This is a genomic window from Oceanicaulis sp., assembly GCF_051859625.1.
Classification (GTDB): domain Bacteria; phylum Pseudomonadota; class Alphaproteobacteria; order Caulobacterales; family Maricaulaceae; genus Oceanicaulis.
In genome coordinates this window covers 413,254-429,843 of the sequence record NZ_JBHYFH010000001.1, presented here as the reverse complement: position 1 = coordinate 429,843, position 16,590 = coordinate 413,254, and the positions used below count along the sequence as shown (strand labels likewise).

Annotated in this window: 13 protein-coding genes; all 13 read left to right on the top strand. The window is 64.7% G+C overall.

What is annotated here, in order from left to right; all coding sequences use genetic code 11:
• Window positions 1-3: 3 nt before the first annotated feature.
• The 13 genes from mraY (at window position 4) to ligA (ending at window position 16,474) form a co-directional block, all read left to right on the top strand.
• A complete protein-coding gene (gene mraY / locus ACTIGF_RS02115; RefSeq protein ID WP_439635293.1) occupies window positions 4-1,104 on the top strand; it encodes a phospho-N-acetylmuramoyl-pentapeptide-transferase in 1,101 nt (366 codons plus the stop codon).
• A gap of 42 nt (window positions 1,105-1,146) precedes the next feature.
• Entirely contained in the window at window positions 1,147-2,280 is a 1,134-nt protein-coding gene (locus tag ACTIGF_RS02110; RefSeq protein ID WP_439635292.1) for an FtsW/RodA/SpoVE family cell cycle protein, read from the top strand.
• Window positions 2,277-3,374, top strand: coding sequence for an undecaprenyldiphospho-muramoylpentapeptide beta-N-acetylglucosaminyltransferase (gene murG / locus ACTIGF_RS02105; RefSeq protein WP_439635291.1), 1,098 nt, complete (start codon window positions 2,277-2,279; stop codon window positions 3,372-3,374). The genes ACTIGF_RS02110 and murG overlap by 4 nt, the downstream gene beginning before the upstream one ends.
• Window positions 3,374-4,783 carry a UDP-N-acetylmuramate--L-alanine ligase gene (gene murC, locus ACTIGF_RS02100; protein ID WP_439635290.1) on the top strand — a complete coding sequence of 470 codons (1,410 nt, stop codon included), beginning with the start codon at window positions 3,374-3,376 and terminating at the stop codon, window positions 4,781-4,783. The genes murG and murC overlap by 1 nt, the downstream gene beginning before the upstream one ends.
• Window positions 4,780-5,703 (top strand): UDP-N-acetylmuramate dehydrogenase, encoded by a 924-nt coding sequence (murB, locus tag ACTIGF_RS02095; protein WP_439635289.1) that lies wholly within the window; start codon window positions 4,780-4,782, stop codon window positions 5,701-5,703. The genes murC and murB overlap by 4 nt, the downstream gene beginning before the upstream one ends.
• Window positions 5,700-6,614, top strand: a complete 915-nt coding sequence (locus ACTIGF_RS02090) for a D-alanine--D-alanine ligase (RefSeq protein WP_439635288.1) — start codon at window positions 5,700-5,702, stop codon at window positions 6,612-6,614. The genes murB and ACTIGF_RS02090 overlap by 4 nt, the downstream gene beginning before the upstream one ends.
• On the top strand, window positions 6,602-7,507 hold the full coding sequence (locus ACTIGF_RS02085) for a cell division protein FtsQ/DivIB (RefSeq protein WP_439635287.1): 906 nt from the start codon (window positions 6,602-6,604) through the stop codon (window positions 7,505-7,507). Before ACTIGF_RS02090 ends, ACTIGF_RS02085 begins: the two co-directional genes overlap by 13 nt.
• Window positions 7,504-8,838: a cell division protein FtsA gene (gene ftsA, locus ACTIGF_RS02080; RefSeq protein WP_439635286.1), complete on the top strand. Its 1,335-nt coding sequence runs from the start codon at window positions 7,504-7,506 to the stop codon at window positions 8,836-8,838. Before ACTIGF_RS02085 ends, ftsA begins: the two co-directional genes overlap by 4 nt.
• Before the next feature lie 141 nt (window positions 8,839-8,979).
• A complete protein-coding gene (ftsZ, locus tag ACTIGF_RS02075) occupies window positions 8,980-10,569 on the top strand; it encodes a cell division protein FtsZ (protein ID WP_439635285.1) in 1,590 nt (529 codons plus the stop codon).
• Window positions 10,570-10,782: 213 nt separating this feature from the next.
• On the top strand, window positions 10,783-11,682 hold the full coding sequence (gene lpxC, locus ACTIGF_RS02070) for a UDP-3-O-acyl-N-acetylglucosamine deacetylase (protein WP_439635284.1): 900 nt from the start codon (window positions 10,783-10,785) through the stop codon (window positions 11,680-11,682).
• A 150-nt stretch (window positions 11,683-11,832) separates the two neighbouring features.
• Complete coding sequence (locus ACTIGF_RS02065) at window positions 11,833-12,666, top strand: outer membrane protein assembly factor BamD (RefSeq protein ID WP_439635283.1); 834 nt, start codon at window positions 11,833-11,835, stop codon at window positions 12,664-12,666.
• A 23-nt stretch (window positions 12,667-12,689) separates the two neighbouring features.
• Window positions 12,690-14,390 (top strand): DNA repair protein RecN, encoded by a 1,701-nt coding sequence (recN, locus tag ACTIGF_RS02060; protein ID WP_439635282.1) that lies wholly within the window; start codon window positions 12,690-12,692, stop codon window positions 14,388-14,390.
• Complete coding sequence (ligA, locus tag ACTIGF_RS02055) at window positions 14,387-16,474, top strand: NAD-dependent DNA ligase LigA (protein ID WP_439635281.1); 2,088 nt, start codon at window positions 14,387-14,389, stop codon at window positions 16,472-16,474. The genes recN and ligA overlap by 4 nt, the downstream gene beginning before the upstream one ends.
• Window positions 16,475-16,590: the final 116 nt, after the last annotated feature.

Sequence of the window (16,590 nt, the reverse complement as noted above, 5' to 3'; positions counted from 1 at the left end):
ACTATGCTTTATCTTTTACTGTCTCCTTTTACAGAACAGTTTCAGGCCCTTAACCTGATCAACTACCTGACATTCCGAACCGGCGCAGCGATGATGACCGCCTTTGTTCTGGCGCTCGCCATCGGCAATCCCTTTATCGGCTGGCTGCGCACCAAGGGCAGCCAACCGATTCGCACCGACGGGCCGGAAAGCCATATCGTCGCCAAGGCGGGCACCCCCACCATGGGCGGCTTCATCATTCTGGCCGGCATTCTGGCGGGGACGCTGATCTGGGCGGATATTTCCAACCCCTATCTGTGGGTGGTGATCTTTGTGACCGCAGGCTTTGGCGGCATCGGCTTTATCGACGACTGGCGCAAGGTCACTCAGAAATCCACTGAAGGCCTGTCGGGCAAGGGCAAGCTGATCCTGCAATTCATCATCGCCGCGATCGCGGTGGTGGCCATGGTCTATTTGCTCGACACCGCGCCGGATACGCCGGACAATTTCGCAACCTCTGTAGCCGTGCCGTTCTTCAAGGATCTGATGGTTCCGCTCAGCTATGCCTTCTACCTGTTCGGCATGGTGGTGATCGTGGGCGCGTCCAACGCGGTGAACCTGACGGACGGGCTGGACGGGCTGGCCATCGTGCCGGTGATGATCGCGGCGGCGAGCTTTGGCTTCATCGCCTATTTCGTCGGCTCGTCTGTGTATTCAGAATACCTGTTCCTGAACTTCACGCCCGGTACCGGTGAGTTGTCGGTGATCTGCGGCGCGATGATCGGCGCCGGCCTGGGCTTTTTGTGGTACAACGCCCCGCCCGCCATGGTGTTCATGGGCGACACCGGCTCATTGTCGTTGGGCGGCGCCATCGGCACGATTGCGGTGGCGGTCAAGCACGAGATCGTGCTGGTGATCATTGGCGGCCTGTTCGTGCTGGAAGCGGTGTCGGTGATGGTCCAGGTGGCCAGCTTCAAGCTGACCGGCAAGCGCGTCTTCCGCATGGCGCCGATCCACCACCATTACGAGAAACTGGGCTGGGCGGAGCCCACCATCGTGATCCGGTTCTGGATCATCGCCTTCGTGCTCGCCCTGATTGGCCTGTCCACTTTGAAACTTCGCTAGGCCGCCGCATTCGCGGGCGCTGATGACTGTTGGGAAACGCGCATGAGCACCCGTCGCAAGGCCGGATTGTGGAGCGGACTGGACCGCCCGATCCTGGTCATCGTGATCTTCTTGATGGCGATCGGGATTGTTCTGGCCTTCGCCGCCAGCCCCGCAGCGGCCGAGCGCGCCGCCTGGATCGATGATCCGTTCTATTATCTCTACCGTCAGCTGTTTTTCGCGGGCGTCGGGCTCGCCATACTGGCGTTCGCGTCCGCGCTGTCGGTGACGGGCGTTCGGCGCTTCGCCGGACTGGCGCTGGTCGGGGCCCTGATCGCTCTGGTCCTGGTGCTGATCGTCGGCGCGGATGTGAAGGGCGCGACGCGCTGGATTCGGATCGGCTCGTACTCGCTGCAGCCGTCGGAGTTTCTTAAACCCGCCTTCGTGGTGATCGCCGCCTGGTTGTTCGCCGAGGAGGATCGCGGCGCGCCGATCCCTGGGCGTCTGGTGGCGTTCGGGTTTTACGGGCTGTCTGTTCTCTTGCTGATGCTGCAGCCCGATTTTGGTCAGACCGTGCTGATCTCGCTGGTGTTCGGCGCACTGCTTTGGGCGGGCGGCCTGTCCTGGCTGCACACCACAATTCTGGGCGTCCTGGCGGTCATCGGCGGCGGCGGCGCGTATGTGGCGCTGCCTCATGTGCGTGATCGCATTCTGGACTTCATCGGCCCGGGCGGCGCCCAGACCCAGACTGAAACCGCGCTCGACGCCATGTCGCGCGGCGGCATCTGGGGTGCGGGGCCGGGCGAAGGCCAGGTCAAACATCTGCTGCCTGAAGCGCACACAGATTTCGTCTTCTCCGTCGCGGCGGAAGAGTATGGCCTGATCGCTTCGCTGGCGATCATCGGGCTTTACGCCTTGCTGTTCGCGCGGGCCTGGATGCTGTCGCTGCGGCTGACGGATCCGTTCGCCCAGCTCGCCACCTCCGGGCTGGCGCTGCTGTTCGCGCTGCAGGCGCTTGTGAATATCGGGGTGAATCTCGATATCGCGCCGCCCACCGGCATGACCTTGCCCTTCATCTCCTATGGAGGCTCGTCCATGCTGGCATTGTGTTTCTCCGCCGGCTTGCTGCTGGCGCTGACCCGTCGTCGTCCGGGCGCCTATGCGCACCGGCCCCGCCAAGGAGCGATATCCACGTGACCCCGAAACGAGTGCTCATCGCCGCCGGGGGAACGGGCGGCCATATGTTCCCTGCCCGCGCCGCCGCCGACGCCCTGATGGCGCGCGGCTGGTCGGTCAAACTGGTGACCGATGCGCGCGGCGCCAAGCATGCCCGCGATTTTCCCGGTGACGGCGTGACCGAGATCGAGGCGTCCAGCCCGTTCTCCAAGAACCCGATCAAGATGGCGCAATCGGTGATGAAGCTCACCACAGGCGTCTTTCAGGCGCGCCGCATTCTGGCTGAATATCAGCCCCATGTGGTGGCGGGCTTTGGCGGCTATCCCGCCTTTCCGGTGCTGACGGCGGCGTGGATGAACTCTGTTCCGCGCGTCATCCATGAACAGAACGCCGTTCTGGGCCGGGTGAACCGTTTGTTCGCCGGATCTGTGGTCAGCGTCGCCTCAGGCTTTACGCGTCTCGATAAAATGCCGGACTCAGCCGTGCATGCGGTCACCGGAAACCCGGTGCGCGCCCAGGTGCTTCAGGCGCGTGAGGTTGAGTATGAACCGCCGCAGCCGGGCGGCGAGATCCGGCTTCTGGTGCTGGGCGGCTCGCTCGGCGCGCGCATCCTGTCTGAGACCGTGCCGCGGGCGGTCGCGGCCCTGCCCGAGGACCTGCGTTTGCGGCTGAAAGTGGTGCAGCAAACACGCGAGGAAAGCCTCGACAGCGCGCGAGAGATTTATGCGGACGCCGGGGTGCAGGCTGAACTGAGCCCGTTCTTTCGCGGTATGGGTCGGCTTTACGCCGAGACCCATCTGGTGATTTCGCGTTCGGGCGCGTCCTCCGTATCCGAGATCGCCGCCATTGGCCGTCCCGCGCTGTTCGTGCCGCTGGCGATCGCCATGGATGATCACCAGACCGCGAATGCGCAGGGGCTTGTGAAGGTCGGCGCGGCGGAGATGATGACCGAGGCGGAGATGACCGTCGATCATCTGCGGGCGCGGCTTGAAACGCTGCTGGCGGACGGCGAAGCTCTGGATGCGCGCGCTCGTCTGGCTCGAACCGAAGGCCGTCCCGACGCGCATGAACGTCTTGCTGATCTGATTGTCCAAGCTGCGGAGCCGAAAACCTGATGCCGCCTATTGATCTCGCCGCCTCCGTGGGTCCCGTTCATTTCGTCGGCATAGGCGGCATCGGCATGAGCGGCATCGCCGAAGTCATGCTGACGCTGGGCTATCAGGTGACGGGCTCTGACATCAAGGACAGCGCCAATGTCCAGCGGCTGCGCGCCAAGGGCGCGACCGTCCATATCGGCCACGCGGCTGAAAACGTGGACGGGGCCGGGGCGCTGGTGGTCTCCAGCGCGGTGAAGCCTGACAATCCCGAACTGGTCGCCGCGCGCGCCAAACGCACGCCGGTGGTGCGCCGGGCGGAAATGCTGGCCGAGCTGATGCGTCTCAAGCACGCGGTCGCCGTCGCCGGCACCCATGGCAAGACCACCACCACCTCGCTCGTGGCGTGCCTGATGGATTCTGCGGGCTTTGATCCGACCGTGATCAATGGCGGCATCATTTCCGCCTATGGCTCGAACGCCAAGATCGGCGAGGGCGACTGGATGGTGGTCGAGGCCGATGAAAGCGACGGCTCCTTCCTCAAGCTGCGCGGCTCGGTGGGGATCATCACCAATATCGACCCTGAGCATATGGAGCATTACGGCTCGTTCGACGCGCTTCGCGCGGCCTTCGCCCAGTTTGTCGAGAACCTGCCGTTTTACGGCTTTGCGGTGCTGTGCATCGACCATCCTGAAGTGCAGGCGCTGGCGGCGAAGATCGAGGACCGCCGGGTCATCACCTATGGCTTTTCACCCCAGGCCGATGTGCGCCTGTCCAATCTTGTGATGGACGAGACCGGCGGGCATTTCGATCTGACCTTCCAGCCGCGCGGGACCGAGCCCGTGACCTGGGCGGGGATCAGCCTGCCGATGATGGGCGAGCATAATGTGCTGAACGCGGCCGGCGCGCTGGCTGTGGTCCAGGCGCTGGGCGGCGGCGAGGAGGAAGCGCGTACGGCGCTGGCGGGTTTCACCGGCGTCAAACGCCGCTTCACCCTCACCGGACAAGCCCATGGCGTCACGGTGGTGGATGATTACGGTCACCACCCCGTGGAGATCACCGCCGTGCTGAAAGCCGCGCGCCAGCAAGTGGGCGACGGTCGGGTGCATGCCGTAGTCCAGCCCCATCGCTATTCGCGCCTGCATGACTTGTTTGAAGACTTCTGCACCTGCTTCAACGATGCAGACAGCGTGCTGGTGACCCCGGTCTTCGCTGCGGGTGAAGCCCCGATCGAAGGCGCCAGCCAGGAGGCGCTGGTCGCCGGACTGGCGCGCCATGGTCACCGCAACGCCAGCGCCACCACGCGCGAAAGCCTGCCGCGGGATCTCAAGGCCTTCATTGAGCCCGGCGATCTGATCGTGTGTCTGGGCGCTGGCGACATCACCGCCTGGGCGGCGGAGCTGCCCCAGCGTCTGGAGGCGCAAGGTTGAGCTGGCCCTCTCTCCTGCATCGTCTGCCCGAGGTTCGCGGCAAGCTGATCGAGAACGCGTCCCTGGCCGACATCACCTGGCTGCGCGTGGGCGGTCCGGCGCAAGTTTTGTTCCTGCCCGCAGACGCCGCCGACCTGGCGCGCTTTCTGGCGGAGACGCCGCGCGATATCGAGGTGCGGGTTCTGGGCGCGGGCTCAAACACGCTGGTGCGTGATGGCGGCCTGCCCGGCGTCACGGTCAAGCTGACGCCCGCTTTCGGCAAGGTCGAGGCGTTAGAGAACAATCGCATCCGCGCGGGCGCGGCGGCGCTTGATAAAATGGTCGCCAAGGCGGCGGCGAAAGCCGGGATTGCAGGCCTTGAGTTCTATGTGGGGGTGCCCGGCGCCATTGGCGGCGCGCTGCGCATGAATGCCGGGTGCTATGGGACGGAGACCAAGGACGTGCTGGTTGAGGCGATTGCGCTGGACCGCACCGGCCGCCGGATCGTCGCGCCAGCCTCTGAACTGGGATACGCCTATCGCCATTCCGATGCGCCGGACGACTGGATCTTCATCGAGGCGGTGTTTGAAGGCCAGCCTGATAACCCCGAAGCCGTCACCGAGCGCATGACCGCCATCACCGAGCGGCGCGAGACGACCCAGCCGATCCGCGAGAAGACCTCGGGCTCGACGTTCAAGAACCCCGATCCTGATACCTCCGGCGGGCGGTCGGCCTGGCAATTGGTCGATGCTGTGGGCTGGCGTGGCAAGCCCATTGGCGGCGCGCGCTTTTCCGAACAGCATTGCAATTTCCTGATCAATGACGGCACGGCGACCGCCAGCGATCTTGAAACCCTGGGCGAGACCGTGCGCGCCGCTGTGAAGGATCAGTTCGGCGTCGAGCTGACCTGGGAAGTGAAACGGATCGGAGAGCCGCAATGAGCAAGCATGTAGCGGTTCTGTTGGGCGGACGAAGCCCGGAGCGCGACGTCTCTCTGGTCTCGGGCATTAAGGTGATCGAGGCGCTTGAGGCCAAGGGCTATCAGGTCTCTCCCATCGACCCGCAGGATGCTGACTGGATCGACCAGCTCAATGGCATAAAACCCGATGTGGTCTTCAACGCGCTTCATGGCGATTGGGGCGAGGATGGCCGGGTGCAGGGCGTGCTCGATTATCTGGGCTTCGCCTATACCCATTCCGGGGTTGCGGCGTCGGCGCTGGCCATGGACAAGCAGCGCGCCAAGGCGGTGCTGCGTGAAGCGGGGATCGCTTGCCCCGAAGGCCAGCTGATCAGCCGGTTCGAGGCTGCCCGCGAGCATGTCATGGCGCCGCCCTATGTGGCCAAACCCAATGCGCAAGGCAGCTCGGTGGGGGTTGTGATCGTCACCGAAGGCGCGAACCGCCCGCCCGCAATCCTGGGCTCTGACGACTGGCCCTATGACGAAGAGGTGCTGATCGAGCGCTTCATTCCGGGGCGCGAGCTGACCGTGGCCGTGATGGGCGATCGGGCGCTGACGGTGACCGAGATCGTCCCCAAGACCGCTTTTTATGATTACGACGCGAAGTATGCGGAGGGCGGCTCGGTTCACCAGCTGCCCGCCGATGTGCCGCAAGCTGTTTTTGACCAGTGCATGCGCGATGCGCTGACCGCCCATCAGGCGCTAGGATGCGAAGGCCTGACCCGGTCTGATTTCCGATATGATCCGGTGACAGGCGGGGTTTGGTTACTCGAAATTAACACCCAACCCGGCATGACTCCCACATCCCTTGCGCCCGAACAGGCGGCGCACTGCGGCGTCGGTTTCCCCGACCTCGTAGCGTGGATGGTGGAGAATGCGGCGTGTCCAAGCTGAAGGGCGCCGGCGCTCGAGACTCATCGAAAGCCCGGCGCAAGTCGAATCAGGCCCCCAAAGCGGCGGGCGGTCGAAAGCTGTCCAACTGGGCGGCCGCGCAATGGCGTGCGGCGCGCAATCGGGCGAGCTATGCCTTCAAACTGATTTTCACCGTCTTTGGCGCCTTGCTGGCGGGGACTGCGGTCATCTTGCTCGTCTTCGGTCAGCTTGATGATGTGGGCGGCATGCTGGCGGGCCGGGCCGAGGCCGAGCTGGAGCAAGCGGGCTATACGCTGGACTGGCTCGATGTGGCGGGCGCGGACCGCACCGGCGTCGAGGAGATCGCCATGGCGGTGGGCGCCGCGCCGGGGCTGGGGCTCAGCCGGGTGGACCTGAACGCGGCGCGGGACGCCATTCAGTCTTTGTCCTGGGTGAAATCGGCTGAAGTCCTGCGGCTGTGGCCGGACCGGATCGCCGTCCTGATCGAGGAACGCCAGCCCTATGCGCTGTGGCAGATCAACCAGACCTATCATGTGATTGATGCGGACGGCGCGGTGATCGACGCCGCCAATCCGCTCGAGTTCGCCTATCTTCCGCGCGTGGTTGGCGAAGACGCCAATCTCGAGGCGGGAAGCGTCATCGGACTGCTGGCGATGCACCCTGAAATTCGCGACCGGGTCACTCACGCCATTCGGGTGGGCGAGCGGCGCTGGAGCCTGCGGCTTCAAAGCGGCGGCGATGTCTTGTTGCCTGAAGATGATCCCGCGAGCGCTTTGGCGCTCTTGGCGGCGATGCATGAGGAGCGCGGCGTGCTCGATTACGAAGCGCAGATATTTGATCTCAGAAATGCCGGTGAAATGGTGATGCGTCCCTGGCCTGACCGGGCGGCGGAACGTGCAGGGCGAGGGGCGTGACAGTGGGGGCTATGGGGTTTTTCAAACAGGGGGGCGCGTCGAGCGCCGCCACGCCGCCGCGTAAATCAGGCGTGTTCGCAGCGCTCGACATCGGCGCGTCCAAGACCGTCTGTTTCATCGCCAAGACCGAAGAGACGCTGGCGGGTTTGCGCCCGCGCGTGATCGGGGTCGGCCACCAATCCACGCGCGGCGTGCGCGCCAGCCAGGTGGTGGACGTCAATCTGGCGGTGGAAAGCATCCGCGCTGCGGTGGAGAACGCCGAACGCATGGCGGGCCACACCGTCAGCGAAGTGTATCTGGCCGCGTCCGCCGGCGCGCCGTCGAGCGCGCGCATCTCTGTCGAGATGGACCTGGCCGCCCGCGAAGTCACCGACCGCGATCTGCGCCGCATCCTCGCGGAAGCCCTGCGTCGTCATCACGAGCAGAAACGCGTGCTGCTGCACGCTTTGCCCTTGTCCTGGCGGGTGGACGGCCATCGCGGCGTCAAGGATCCGCGCGGCATGTTCGGCGAAAGCCTGGGGGTGGATCTGCACCTGGTCAGCGCCGCCGCCGATCCGTTGCAGAACCTGATTTCCTGCGTCGAGCGTTGCCAGCTGACGGTCGCGGGCGTCGCGGCCACGCCTTATGTGTCAGGCATTGCGGCGCTGGCGCCGGATGAGCGGGATCTGGGCGCCATGCTGATTGATATGGGCGCGCACACCACCACGGTCGCGGTGTTCAATGAAGGCGCGCTGCAGCATGTGGACGGGGTGCCGGTGGGCGGCGCCCATGTGACCAACGACATCGCGCGCGGGCTGTCCACGCCTGTGAACGCCGCAGAACGCATCAAGGCGCTGCATGGTTGCGCGCTCGACAGTCCCGATGACGACCAGATCATGATCGAGACGCCGCCCGTCGCGGGGTCGGGCGTCGTGACCATGAACCAGCAACCCAAGGCGCTGTTGAACGCCATTATTCGTCCGCGTCTGGAAGAAGTCTTCGAAATGGTGCGCGACCGGCTCGACGCGGCCGGCGCCGCCAGCGCGGCAGGGCGCTCAGTGGTGTTGACCGGCGGCGCTGCGCAATTGCCCGGCGCGGCGCAACTGGCGGGCCGGGTCTTAGGTAAACAGGTGCGTCTGGGACGGCCTGATACATTGGCGGGGCTCGGCGATGCGGTCAGCGGTCCGGGCTTTTCAGCGGCGGCGGGATTGCTGCTGCGCTGCGTGCAAGGCCCGTCGGAAGCCATCTCGGGGCCGCCGCGTTTTGACCAAGGCCCTGTGCGCATTCGCGAACGCGCCGATGGCGATGGCGGCATGAAAGCGGTCTGGCGCTGGTTCGCGGAAAGTTTCTAGACTCCTTATCCAGACTCAAGGTTCTATTATTGTTCGCGAAAAAAGGTTTGCTCGACGAGGGGCGATTTAACTCTCGATTAAGCTAGAACGCGCAGTGTCACGGGGTGATTCGTTAACTCTACCGCCCCACGGAGACCTGCCATGCCCTTGAACCTTTCCGCGCCAGAAACCACCGAACTGAAACCTCGCATCCTTGTATGCGGTGTGGGCGGCGCCGGGGGCAACGCCGTAAACAACATGATCGACGCTCAGCTTGAGGGCGTGGACTTTGTGGTCGCCAACACCGACGCACAGGCGCTGCAACGCGCGCGGACCGATCGGCGCATCCAGATGGGCGCTGCGATCACCGAGGGTCTGGGCGCTGGGGCGCGCCCGGAAGTGGGTGAGCAGGCCGCCGAAGACTCTCTGGCCGAGATCCAGGAGCACCTGCAGGGCGCGCACATGGTGTTCATCACCGCCGGCATGGGCGGCGGCACCGGCACCGGGGCTGCGCCGGTCATCGCCCGCGCGGCGCGCGAACAAGGCATCCTGACCGTCGGCGTCGTCACCAAGCCGTTCCATTTTGAAGGCACGCGCCGCATGCGTCTGGCGGAGTCCGGCATTGACCGGCTGCAAGAGCATGTGGACACGCTGATCATCATTCCGAACCAGAACCTGTTCCGGATCGCCACCGAAAAGACGACCTTCGCGGAAGCTTTCGGCATGGCCGACCAGGTGCTGCACTCGGGCGTGCGCGGCATCACCGACCTGATGGTCATGCCCGGCCTGATCAACCTCGACTTCGCCGATGTGCGCACCGTGATGAACGAGATGGGCAAGGCGATGATGGGCACGGGCGAAGCCAATGGCGAGAAACGCGCCGTGGAAGCCGCCAACAACGCCATCAACAACCCGCTGCTCGACGATGTGTCGATGAAGGGCGCCAAGGGCGTGCTCATCAACATCACCGGCGGCATGGACATGACGCTGTATGAAGTCGACGAAGCGGCCAACGAAATCCGCAACGAAGTCGACCCGGACGCCAACATCATCGTCGGCTCCACCTTCGATCCCGAGCTTGACGGCATCATCCGTGTTTCCGTGGTCGCCACCGGCATCGACGCTGAGATGAATGAAGCCACCGACCCGCGTCGCCGCCAGGGCGCCGAGCCGGTCTCCGCGATGTGGAAGGGGCGTGACACCCGTCAGCAGCGTCAAACCGAACCGCTGGTGCGCCGCGCCTCTGATGCGGTGGCGGTCAATGAGACCCCTCAACAAGTGACTCCGGCCTCGCACACGGCTCATACGGGCCATGCCGGCCATGCTGCGCAAGGCTCTGTGGCGATGCGCGGCTCTGACGCTGTGAACACGCCGGATTCCTTTACGGGCGGCGAGCCGGTGCATCCGGTCGCCAAGCCCGCCGTGGTCGAAACCCGCGAACGTCTGGAGCGCGAAATCTCCGCCTCCGCCGAACCGCATCAGCAGGCCCAGGCTCCGGTCCAGCCGCAGACGCAACACGCGCCGGTGGAAGAGACCAAATCGCGCGAGCCGCGCCGCGGCCTGTCGCTGTTCGGGCGTCGCAAGTCCGCGCCGGCCGAGCACAAGGCGCCGAGCCAGCCTGAGCGCCCCAGCGTGGTGCGTCCGGTCGAGGCTGCGCCGCGTCCGACCCAGCCCAGCGGCGACCTGTTTGGTGAGGATCTCGACGAGAACGAGCTGGAAATCCCGGCCTTCCTGCGTCGCCAAGCCAACTAGGCGTTACTGCCAACACATTGAAAACGCGCCGTTCTGTTCACTCAGGGCGGCGCGTTTTCCGTTTTAGAGCCGGTTTCGTAACACGGTGCAACAATCCTTTAATTGCGGGATGCAACCCGGCCCGTAGTGTGCAGGGCGAGGGGCATAGCCTGTTAAGCATCTTGCGATGTGGCGGGCTATTGGATTGACGAACAACTGGATTGGGCCTGCTTCATGATTGAACGCGCAACTTTGGCGGCGCCGGCGGTTTGCGCCGGGATCGGTTTGCACACCGGGGCCCGTGTCCGCATGGCCATGAAGCCCGCATCGCTGGGCTCGGGCATCGTCTTTGAACGCACCGATCTGGATGTCGAGGATTGCTTCATTCCGGCGCGCCGCGACTATGTGCGCTCCACCGATCTGGGCACGACCTTGGTTAATGACGCCGGCGCCTCCGTCGCGACGGTCGAGCATTTGATGGCGGCGCTGGCGGGGCTGGGCGTGGACGATCTGATGATCGAACTCGATGGTCCCGAAGTGCCGGCCATGGATGGGTCATCCGCGCCCTTCGTCGATCTGATCCTGCAAGCCGGGCTGAAGTCCCGCCCGGCGCCGCGCAAGGCCCTGCAGGTGCTCAAGCCTGTCGAGGTCGAGGACGGCTCGCGCCATGCGGTCTTCCTGCCGGCCCTGCGTCCGGCCATTGATGTGGAGATCGACTTTGACGATCCCGCCATCGGTCGCCAGCACTTCGCCTTTGAAGTCAGCCGCAGCAATTTTCAGGATCTGGTCGCCCCGGCGCGCACATTTGGCTTCCGCCGCGATTTCAGCGCGCTGCTGAAAGCGGGTCTGGCGCGCGGCGGCTCCATGGAGAACGCCGTTGTCGTGGATGAAGACGGCGTCGCCAATCCCGAAGGTCTGCGCTTCGCCGATGAGTTCGTGCGTCACAAGGCGTTGGACGCATTGGGTGATCTGTATCTTCTGGGCGCGCCGATCATCGGTTTGTACAAGGCGCATCGTCCCGGACATGGCTTGAACGCCAAGGCTTTGGCGGCTCTGCTGGCTGATGAAAGCGCCTGGCGCTGGACATCCATGACCGACACGGTCGTGCAGAGCGAACGTCTGGTTCACTCGTAATCGACGCGGAAAAGTTCGCTCTTATTCACTCCGGGCCTGATAGGGCGCTTTTGCCCGCGCCCGCGATGGGTTAAACCATTCTCAATACCTAAGAGTCCGCTGCGTCCTGAGGGTCAGGGCAGGCGGTCGCCGGCTTGAGGGCGTGTGTCCATGAAGACTGTTCTGCGTGTTGCTGTTATGGGCGCCGTCGCCTTGTCGCTCACCGCTTGTGCGGGGCGTGACCGCGAAGAGCTGGCCTATGTGGAGCAGCCGGTCGAGACGCTCTACGCCGAAGCCTTCGAGAAGATGCAGCGCAGTCGCTATGACGAAGCCGCCGCTTATTTCGATGAGGTGGAACGCCAGCACCCGTTCTCGGAATGGGCGCGCCGTTCCATGCTGATGGCGGCCTACGCCAATTACCGTCAGTCCAAATATGACGAGGCGATATCCGACGCCCAGCGTTTCATCGCCCTGCATCCCGGCAACGCCAGCGCGCCCTACGCGTATTACCTGATCGCGCTGAGCTATTACGAGCGCATCTATGATGTGGGCCGCGACCAGTCCACCACCCGGCAGGCGCTGCAGGCGCTTGAGCAAGTGGTGCGCCGCTATCCCGATACGCCCTACGCTCAGGACGCGCGCCTGAAGATCGACATGGCGCGCGACCATTTGGCCGGCAAGGAAATGAGCGTCGGACGCTGGTATCTGCGCAACGGCTATCATCTGGCGGCGATCAACCGCTTCCAGAATGTGATTCGCGAATATGAGACCACCAGCCACACTCCCGAAGCGCTGCACCGTCTGGTGGAAGCCTATGTCAGCCTGGGCGTGGATGAAGAGGCCCGTCAGATCGCCGCGGTTCTGGGCTATAACTTCTCCGGGTCTGAATGGTATGAGGACAGTTATGATCTTCTCACCTCGCGCGGGATCGCTGTGCCGGGCTCTGAAGACCTTGAACGTGATCCGTCCTTGCTGCGGCGCGCGTTGAACCGCGTCTTCGGCTAATTTCAAACGCACTGCGAACCTGAATGCTGGCTTCGCTCTCCATCCGTGACATCGTCCTGATCGACTCGCTCGATCTGATGTTCGACGCCGGTCTGTCCGCCCTCACGGGCGAGACGGGCGCGGGCAAATCCATTCTTCTGGGCGCATTGGGGCTGGCGTGCGGCGAGCGCGCCGAACGCGCCCAGGTGCGCGCGGGCGCCGACAAGGCGGTCGCCATCGCCATGTTCGAACCGCCTGTTGATCATCCGGTCTACGCTTTGCTGGACGAGGCGGGCGTGGATGTGGAGCCGGGCGAGGCGGTGATCCTGCGCCGCACCCTGACGGCGGATGGCCGCTCACGCGCGCATGTGAACGATCAGCCCGCCAGCGTTGGATTGCTGGCGCGTCTGGGCGAAGTGCTGGTGGAGATTCACGGCCAGCATGACGGTCGGGGTTTGATGGATCCCAAAAGCCATCGCGGCCTGCTGGACGCCTATGCGGACGCCGGCGCTGAACTGGCGGCGGTGAAAATCGCCTGGACAAGCCTGAGTGACGCCCGGTCTCGCCTGGACGAGTTGACGGACGCCCGTGACAAGGCCGCGAGCGAGGAAGCCTTTCTGCGCGGCAGCGTGGACGAGCTGGAGGCGCTTGATCCCCAGGCTGGCGAAGAGGCGAGCCTCGCCGCCGAGCGCAAATTCCTGCAGCAGGCCGAATCCGCGTTGACCGAGCTCAATGACGCCATGGAAGCCGTGGCGGGCGGCGACGGCCTGTCCAACCGCCTGAACACCGCCTTGCGCGGGCTTGAGCGCGTGCGCGGGGCCCTGGGCGAAGCGGATGGCGCTGAAGGCGCGGCGGGTGAGGCGCAGGCGTCAGTGCAGCGCGCCGCCGGGGCCCTCGACCGCGCTTTGATCGAGTTTAACGAGGCCGAGGAAGCGCTGTCAGACGCCGCCGCCCGCTTTGATGTGGAGCCTGGGCGCCTGAACGAGGTGGAGGAGCGCCTGTTCGCCCTGCGCGCCGCCGCTCGCAAGCACAGTGTGGATGTGGATGCGCTGGCCGAGCTGCGCGATCGTCTCGCCGCTCGTCTGGATATGATCGAACACGCTGATGATCGCCTGAAAGAAGCCGAAGGCGCGCTGAACGCCGCGCAGGCGGACTATGCGCGCGCCGCCAAGGCGTTGAGTGCTGTGCGTTCCAAAGCGGGCGTGGCTCTGGCGAAAGCCGTCGAGGTTGAACTGGCGCCGCTGAAAATGGACAAGGCGCGCTTTCAGGTTCGCGTGGACGCCGATGAAGACAAGCCGGGCGCCTCGGGCTGGGACAAAATCGCGTTTGAAGTCGCCACCAATCCCGGCGCGCCGTTCGGAGCGCTCGACAAGATCGCCTCGGGCGGCGAGCTGTCGCGTTTCGCTCTGGCCCTGAAAGTGTGTCTGGTGGGCGAGGACGCCCGCACCATGGTGTTTGACGAGGTGGATCAGGGCGTGGGCGGCGCGGTGGCGGATGCGGTCGGCTCGCGCCTCAAACGCTTGGCGGAAACCGGGCAGGCGCTGGTGGTCACCCACAGCCCGCAAGTGGCCGCGCGCGCCGGCACGCATTATTCTATCGAAAAGGCGGAGCAGTCAGACGGCATGCGCACCACCGTGCGGCGCCTGGCCGACGCCGACCGCCGCGAAGAGATCGCCCGCATGCTGTCGGGCGCGGAAATCACCGATGCGGCCCGCGCCGCCGCCGACCAGCTGATGGGCTCATGAACGCTGCGATGAAGGATGTGGAGGCGCTGACCTCCGAGGACGCCGCCACAGAACTTGACCGTCTCGCCCGCGAAATCGCCAAGCATGATGCGGCGTATTACGAGAAAGATGCGCCGAAAATCTCAGACGCCGCCTATGACGCCTTGCGGGCGCGCAATACGGCGATCGAGGCGCGTTTTCCCGAGCTGAAACGCAAGGACAGCCCCTCTGACCGGGTTGGCGCCAAACCGTCAGAACAGTTTGGTGAAGTGGTCCACGCCGTACCCATGCTGTCATTGGGCAATGCGTTTGAAGATCAGGATGTGCGCGATTTCGCCGACCGCATCCGCCGCTTCCTGAACCTCAAGGACGAGCCGCTGGTGCTGACCGCCGAGCCCAAGATTGACGGGCTGAGCGCCAATCTGCGCTATGAAAAGGGCGAGCTGGTGATCGGCGCCACCCGCGGCGACGGTCGGTCAGGCGAGAACGTCACCGCCAATCTCAAGACCATTTCCGACATTCCCCACAGGCTTGAAGGCGATGTGCCCGACGTGTTGGAAGTGCGCGGCGAGGTCTATATGAGCCACGCCGATTTCGCCTCGCTCAACGCCATGCAGGAAGAGCGCGGCAAGCCCGCCTATAAAAATCCGCGGAACGCCGCCGCCGGATCGCTGCGCCAGATCGACCCGACCATCACCGCCGAGCGCCCCTTGCGCTTTTTCGCCTATGCTTGGGGCGAGCTGAGCGAACCGCTCGCCGACACCCAGTATGACGCCGTCAAACGCCTGGGCGCATTGGGCTTCGTCATCAATGACGACATGGTGCGCGTGGACAGCGTCGAGGCGGTGATCAACCATTACCATGCGCTGGAAGAGAAACGCGCCGATCTCGGCTATGACATAGACGGCGTCGTCTACAAGGTGGACCGGCTCGACTGGCAGGAGCGGCTGGGCTTTGTCGCCCGCGCCCCCCGCTGGGCCATCGCGCACAAATTCTCGCCCGAAAAAGCCGTCACGCGGCTCAACGCCATCGAGATCCAGGTGGGGCGCACGGGCGCGCTGACGCCCGTCGCCAAGCTCGAACCCGTCACCGTGGGCGGCGTGGTGGTGTCGAACGCCACTCTGCACAATCAGGACGAAATCGAGCGCAAGGATGTGCGCGTGGGCGACACCGTGATCATCCAGCGCGCCGGCGATGTGATCCCGCAAGTGGTCGAGGTCGTGCCGGGCAAACGCCCCGAGGGCGCCGAACAGTTTGAGTTTCCCACCCTGTGCCCCGTCTGCGGCAGCCATGCCGTGCGTGAAGAGGGCGAGGTGGTGCGCCGCTGTACGGGCGGGCTGATCTGTGACGCGCAAGCCGTCGAACGGCTCAAGCATTTCGTCTCTCGCAAGGCGTTTGACATTGAAGGGCTGGGCGCGAAACAGATCGAGGCCTTCTTTCACGAGGGCCTCGTCAAACAGCCCGCTGACATCTTCACCCTGCGCGCTCGTAATGAGGCGGGCGAGATCAATCCGCCCATCCAGACCCGCGAAGGCTGGGGCGAGCGCTCGGCGGCGAACCTGTTTGGCTCCATTGATCAGCGCCGCACCATCGGCCTCGCGCGCTTTCTGTTTGCGCTCGGCATCCGCCATGTGGGCGAGGAGACCTCACGCCTGATCGCGCGCAGCTTTACGAGCTGGCAGGCGGTACGCGAGACGGCGGAAGCCGCAAACGAGCCCGGCGAGGCCTTCGCCGCCTTCATGGATATTGACGGCATTGGCGAGACGGCGGTCAAAGCCCTCGCGGAGTTCTTCGCCGAAAGCCATAACCAGGACGCGCTGAACGCGCTGCTTGAGCATGTGACCGTCGAGGACGCCGAACAGGTCGCCGCCGAGAGCCCGGTCGCCGGCAAGACGGTGGTGTTCACCGGCTCGCTCGAACGCTTCACCCGCGATGAAGCCAAGGCGCGCGCGCAATCGCTCGGCGCAAAGGTGTCGGGTTCGGTGTCGGGCAAGACCGACATCCTCGTCGCCGGTCCCGGCGCAGGCTCCAAGCTGAAGAAAGCGCAGGAGCTGGGCGTTCAGACCATGACCGAGGATGAATGGCTGGCGCTGATTGAGGGGTGAGGGCCTAAACTTTATGACTGTCATCCCGGCCTTGAGCCGGGATCTACTGACAGCGTCTCTGTGATCAGAACAGAGTGGTTGCGGTAGATCCCGGATCGCCTGCGGCGTCCGGGATG

What these genes read in the sequence shown, in the direction of transcription:
- murC (WP_439635290.1), top strand. Translation starts at nt 3,374, where the DNA reads ATGCCGCCTATTGATCTCGCCGCCTCCGTGGGTCCCGTTCATTTCGTC.
- mraY (WP_439635293.1), top strand. Translation starts at nt 4, where the DNA reads ATGCTTTATCTTTTACTGTCTCCTTTTACAGAACAGTTTCAGGCCCTT.
- lpxC (WP_439635284.1), top strand. Translation starts at nt 10,783, where the DNA reads ATGATTGAACGCGCAACTTTGGCGGCGCCGGCGGTTTGCGCCGGGATC.
- ACTIGF_RS02110 (WP_439635292.1), top strand. Translation starts at nt 1,147, where the DNA reads ATGAGCACCCGTCGCAAGGCCGGATTGTGGAGCGGACTGGACCGCCCG.
- ftsZ (WP_439635285.1), top strand. Translation starts at nt 8,980, where the DNA reads ATGCCCTTGAACCTTTCCGCGCCAGAAACCACCGAACTGAAACCTCGC.
- ACTIGF_RS02090 (WP_439635288.1), top strand. Translation starts at nt 5,700, where the DNA reads ATGAGCAAGCATGTAGCGGTTCTGTTGGGCGGACGAAGCCCGGAGCGC.
- ACTIGF_RS02065 (WP_439635283.1), top strand. Translation starts at nt 11,833, where the DNA reads ATGAAGACTGTTCTGCGTGTTGCTGTTATGGGCGCCGTCGCCTTGTCG.
- recN (WP_439635282.1), top strand. Translation starts at nt 12,690, where the DNA reads ATGCTGGCTTCGCTCTCCATCCGTGACATCGTCCTGATCGACTCGCTC.
- ligA (WP_439635281.1), top strand. Translation starts at nt 14,387, where the DNA reads ATGAACGCTGCGATGAAGGATGTGGAGGCGCTGACCTCCGAGGACGCC.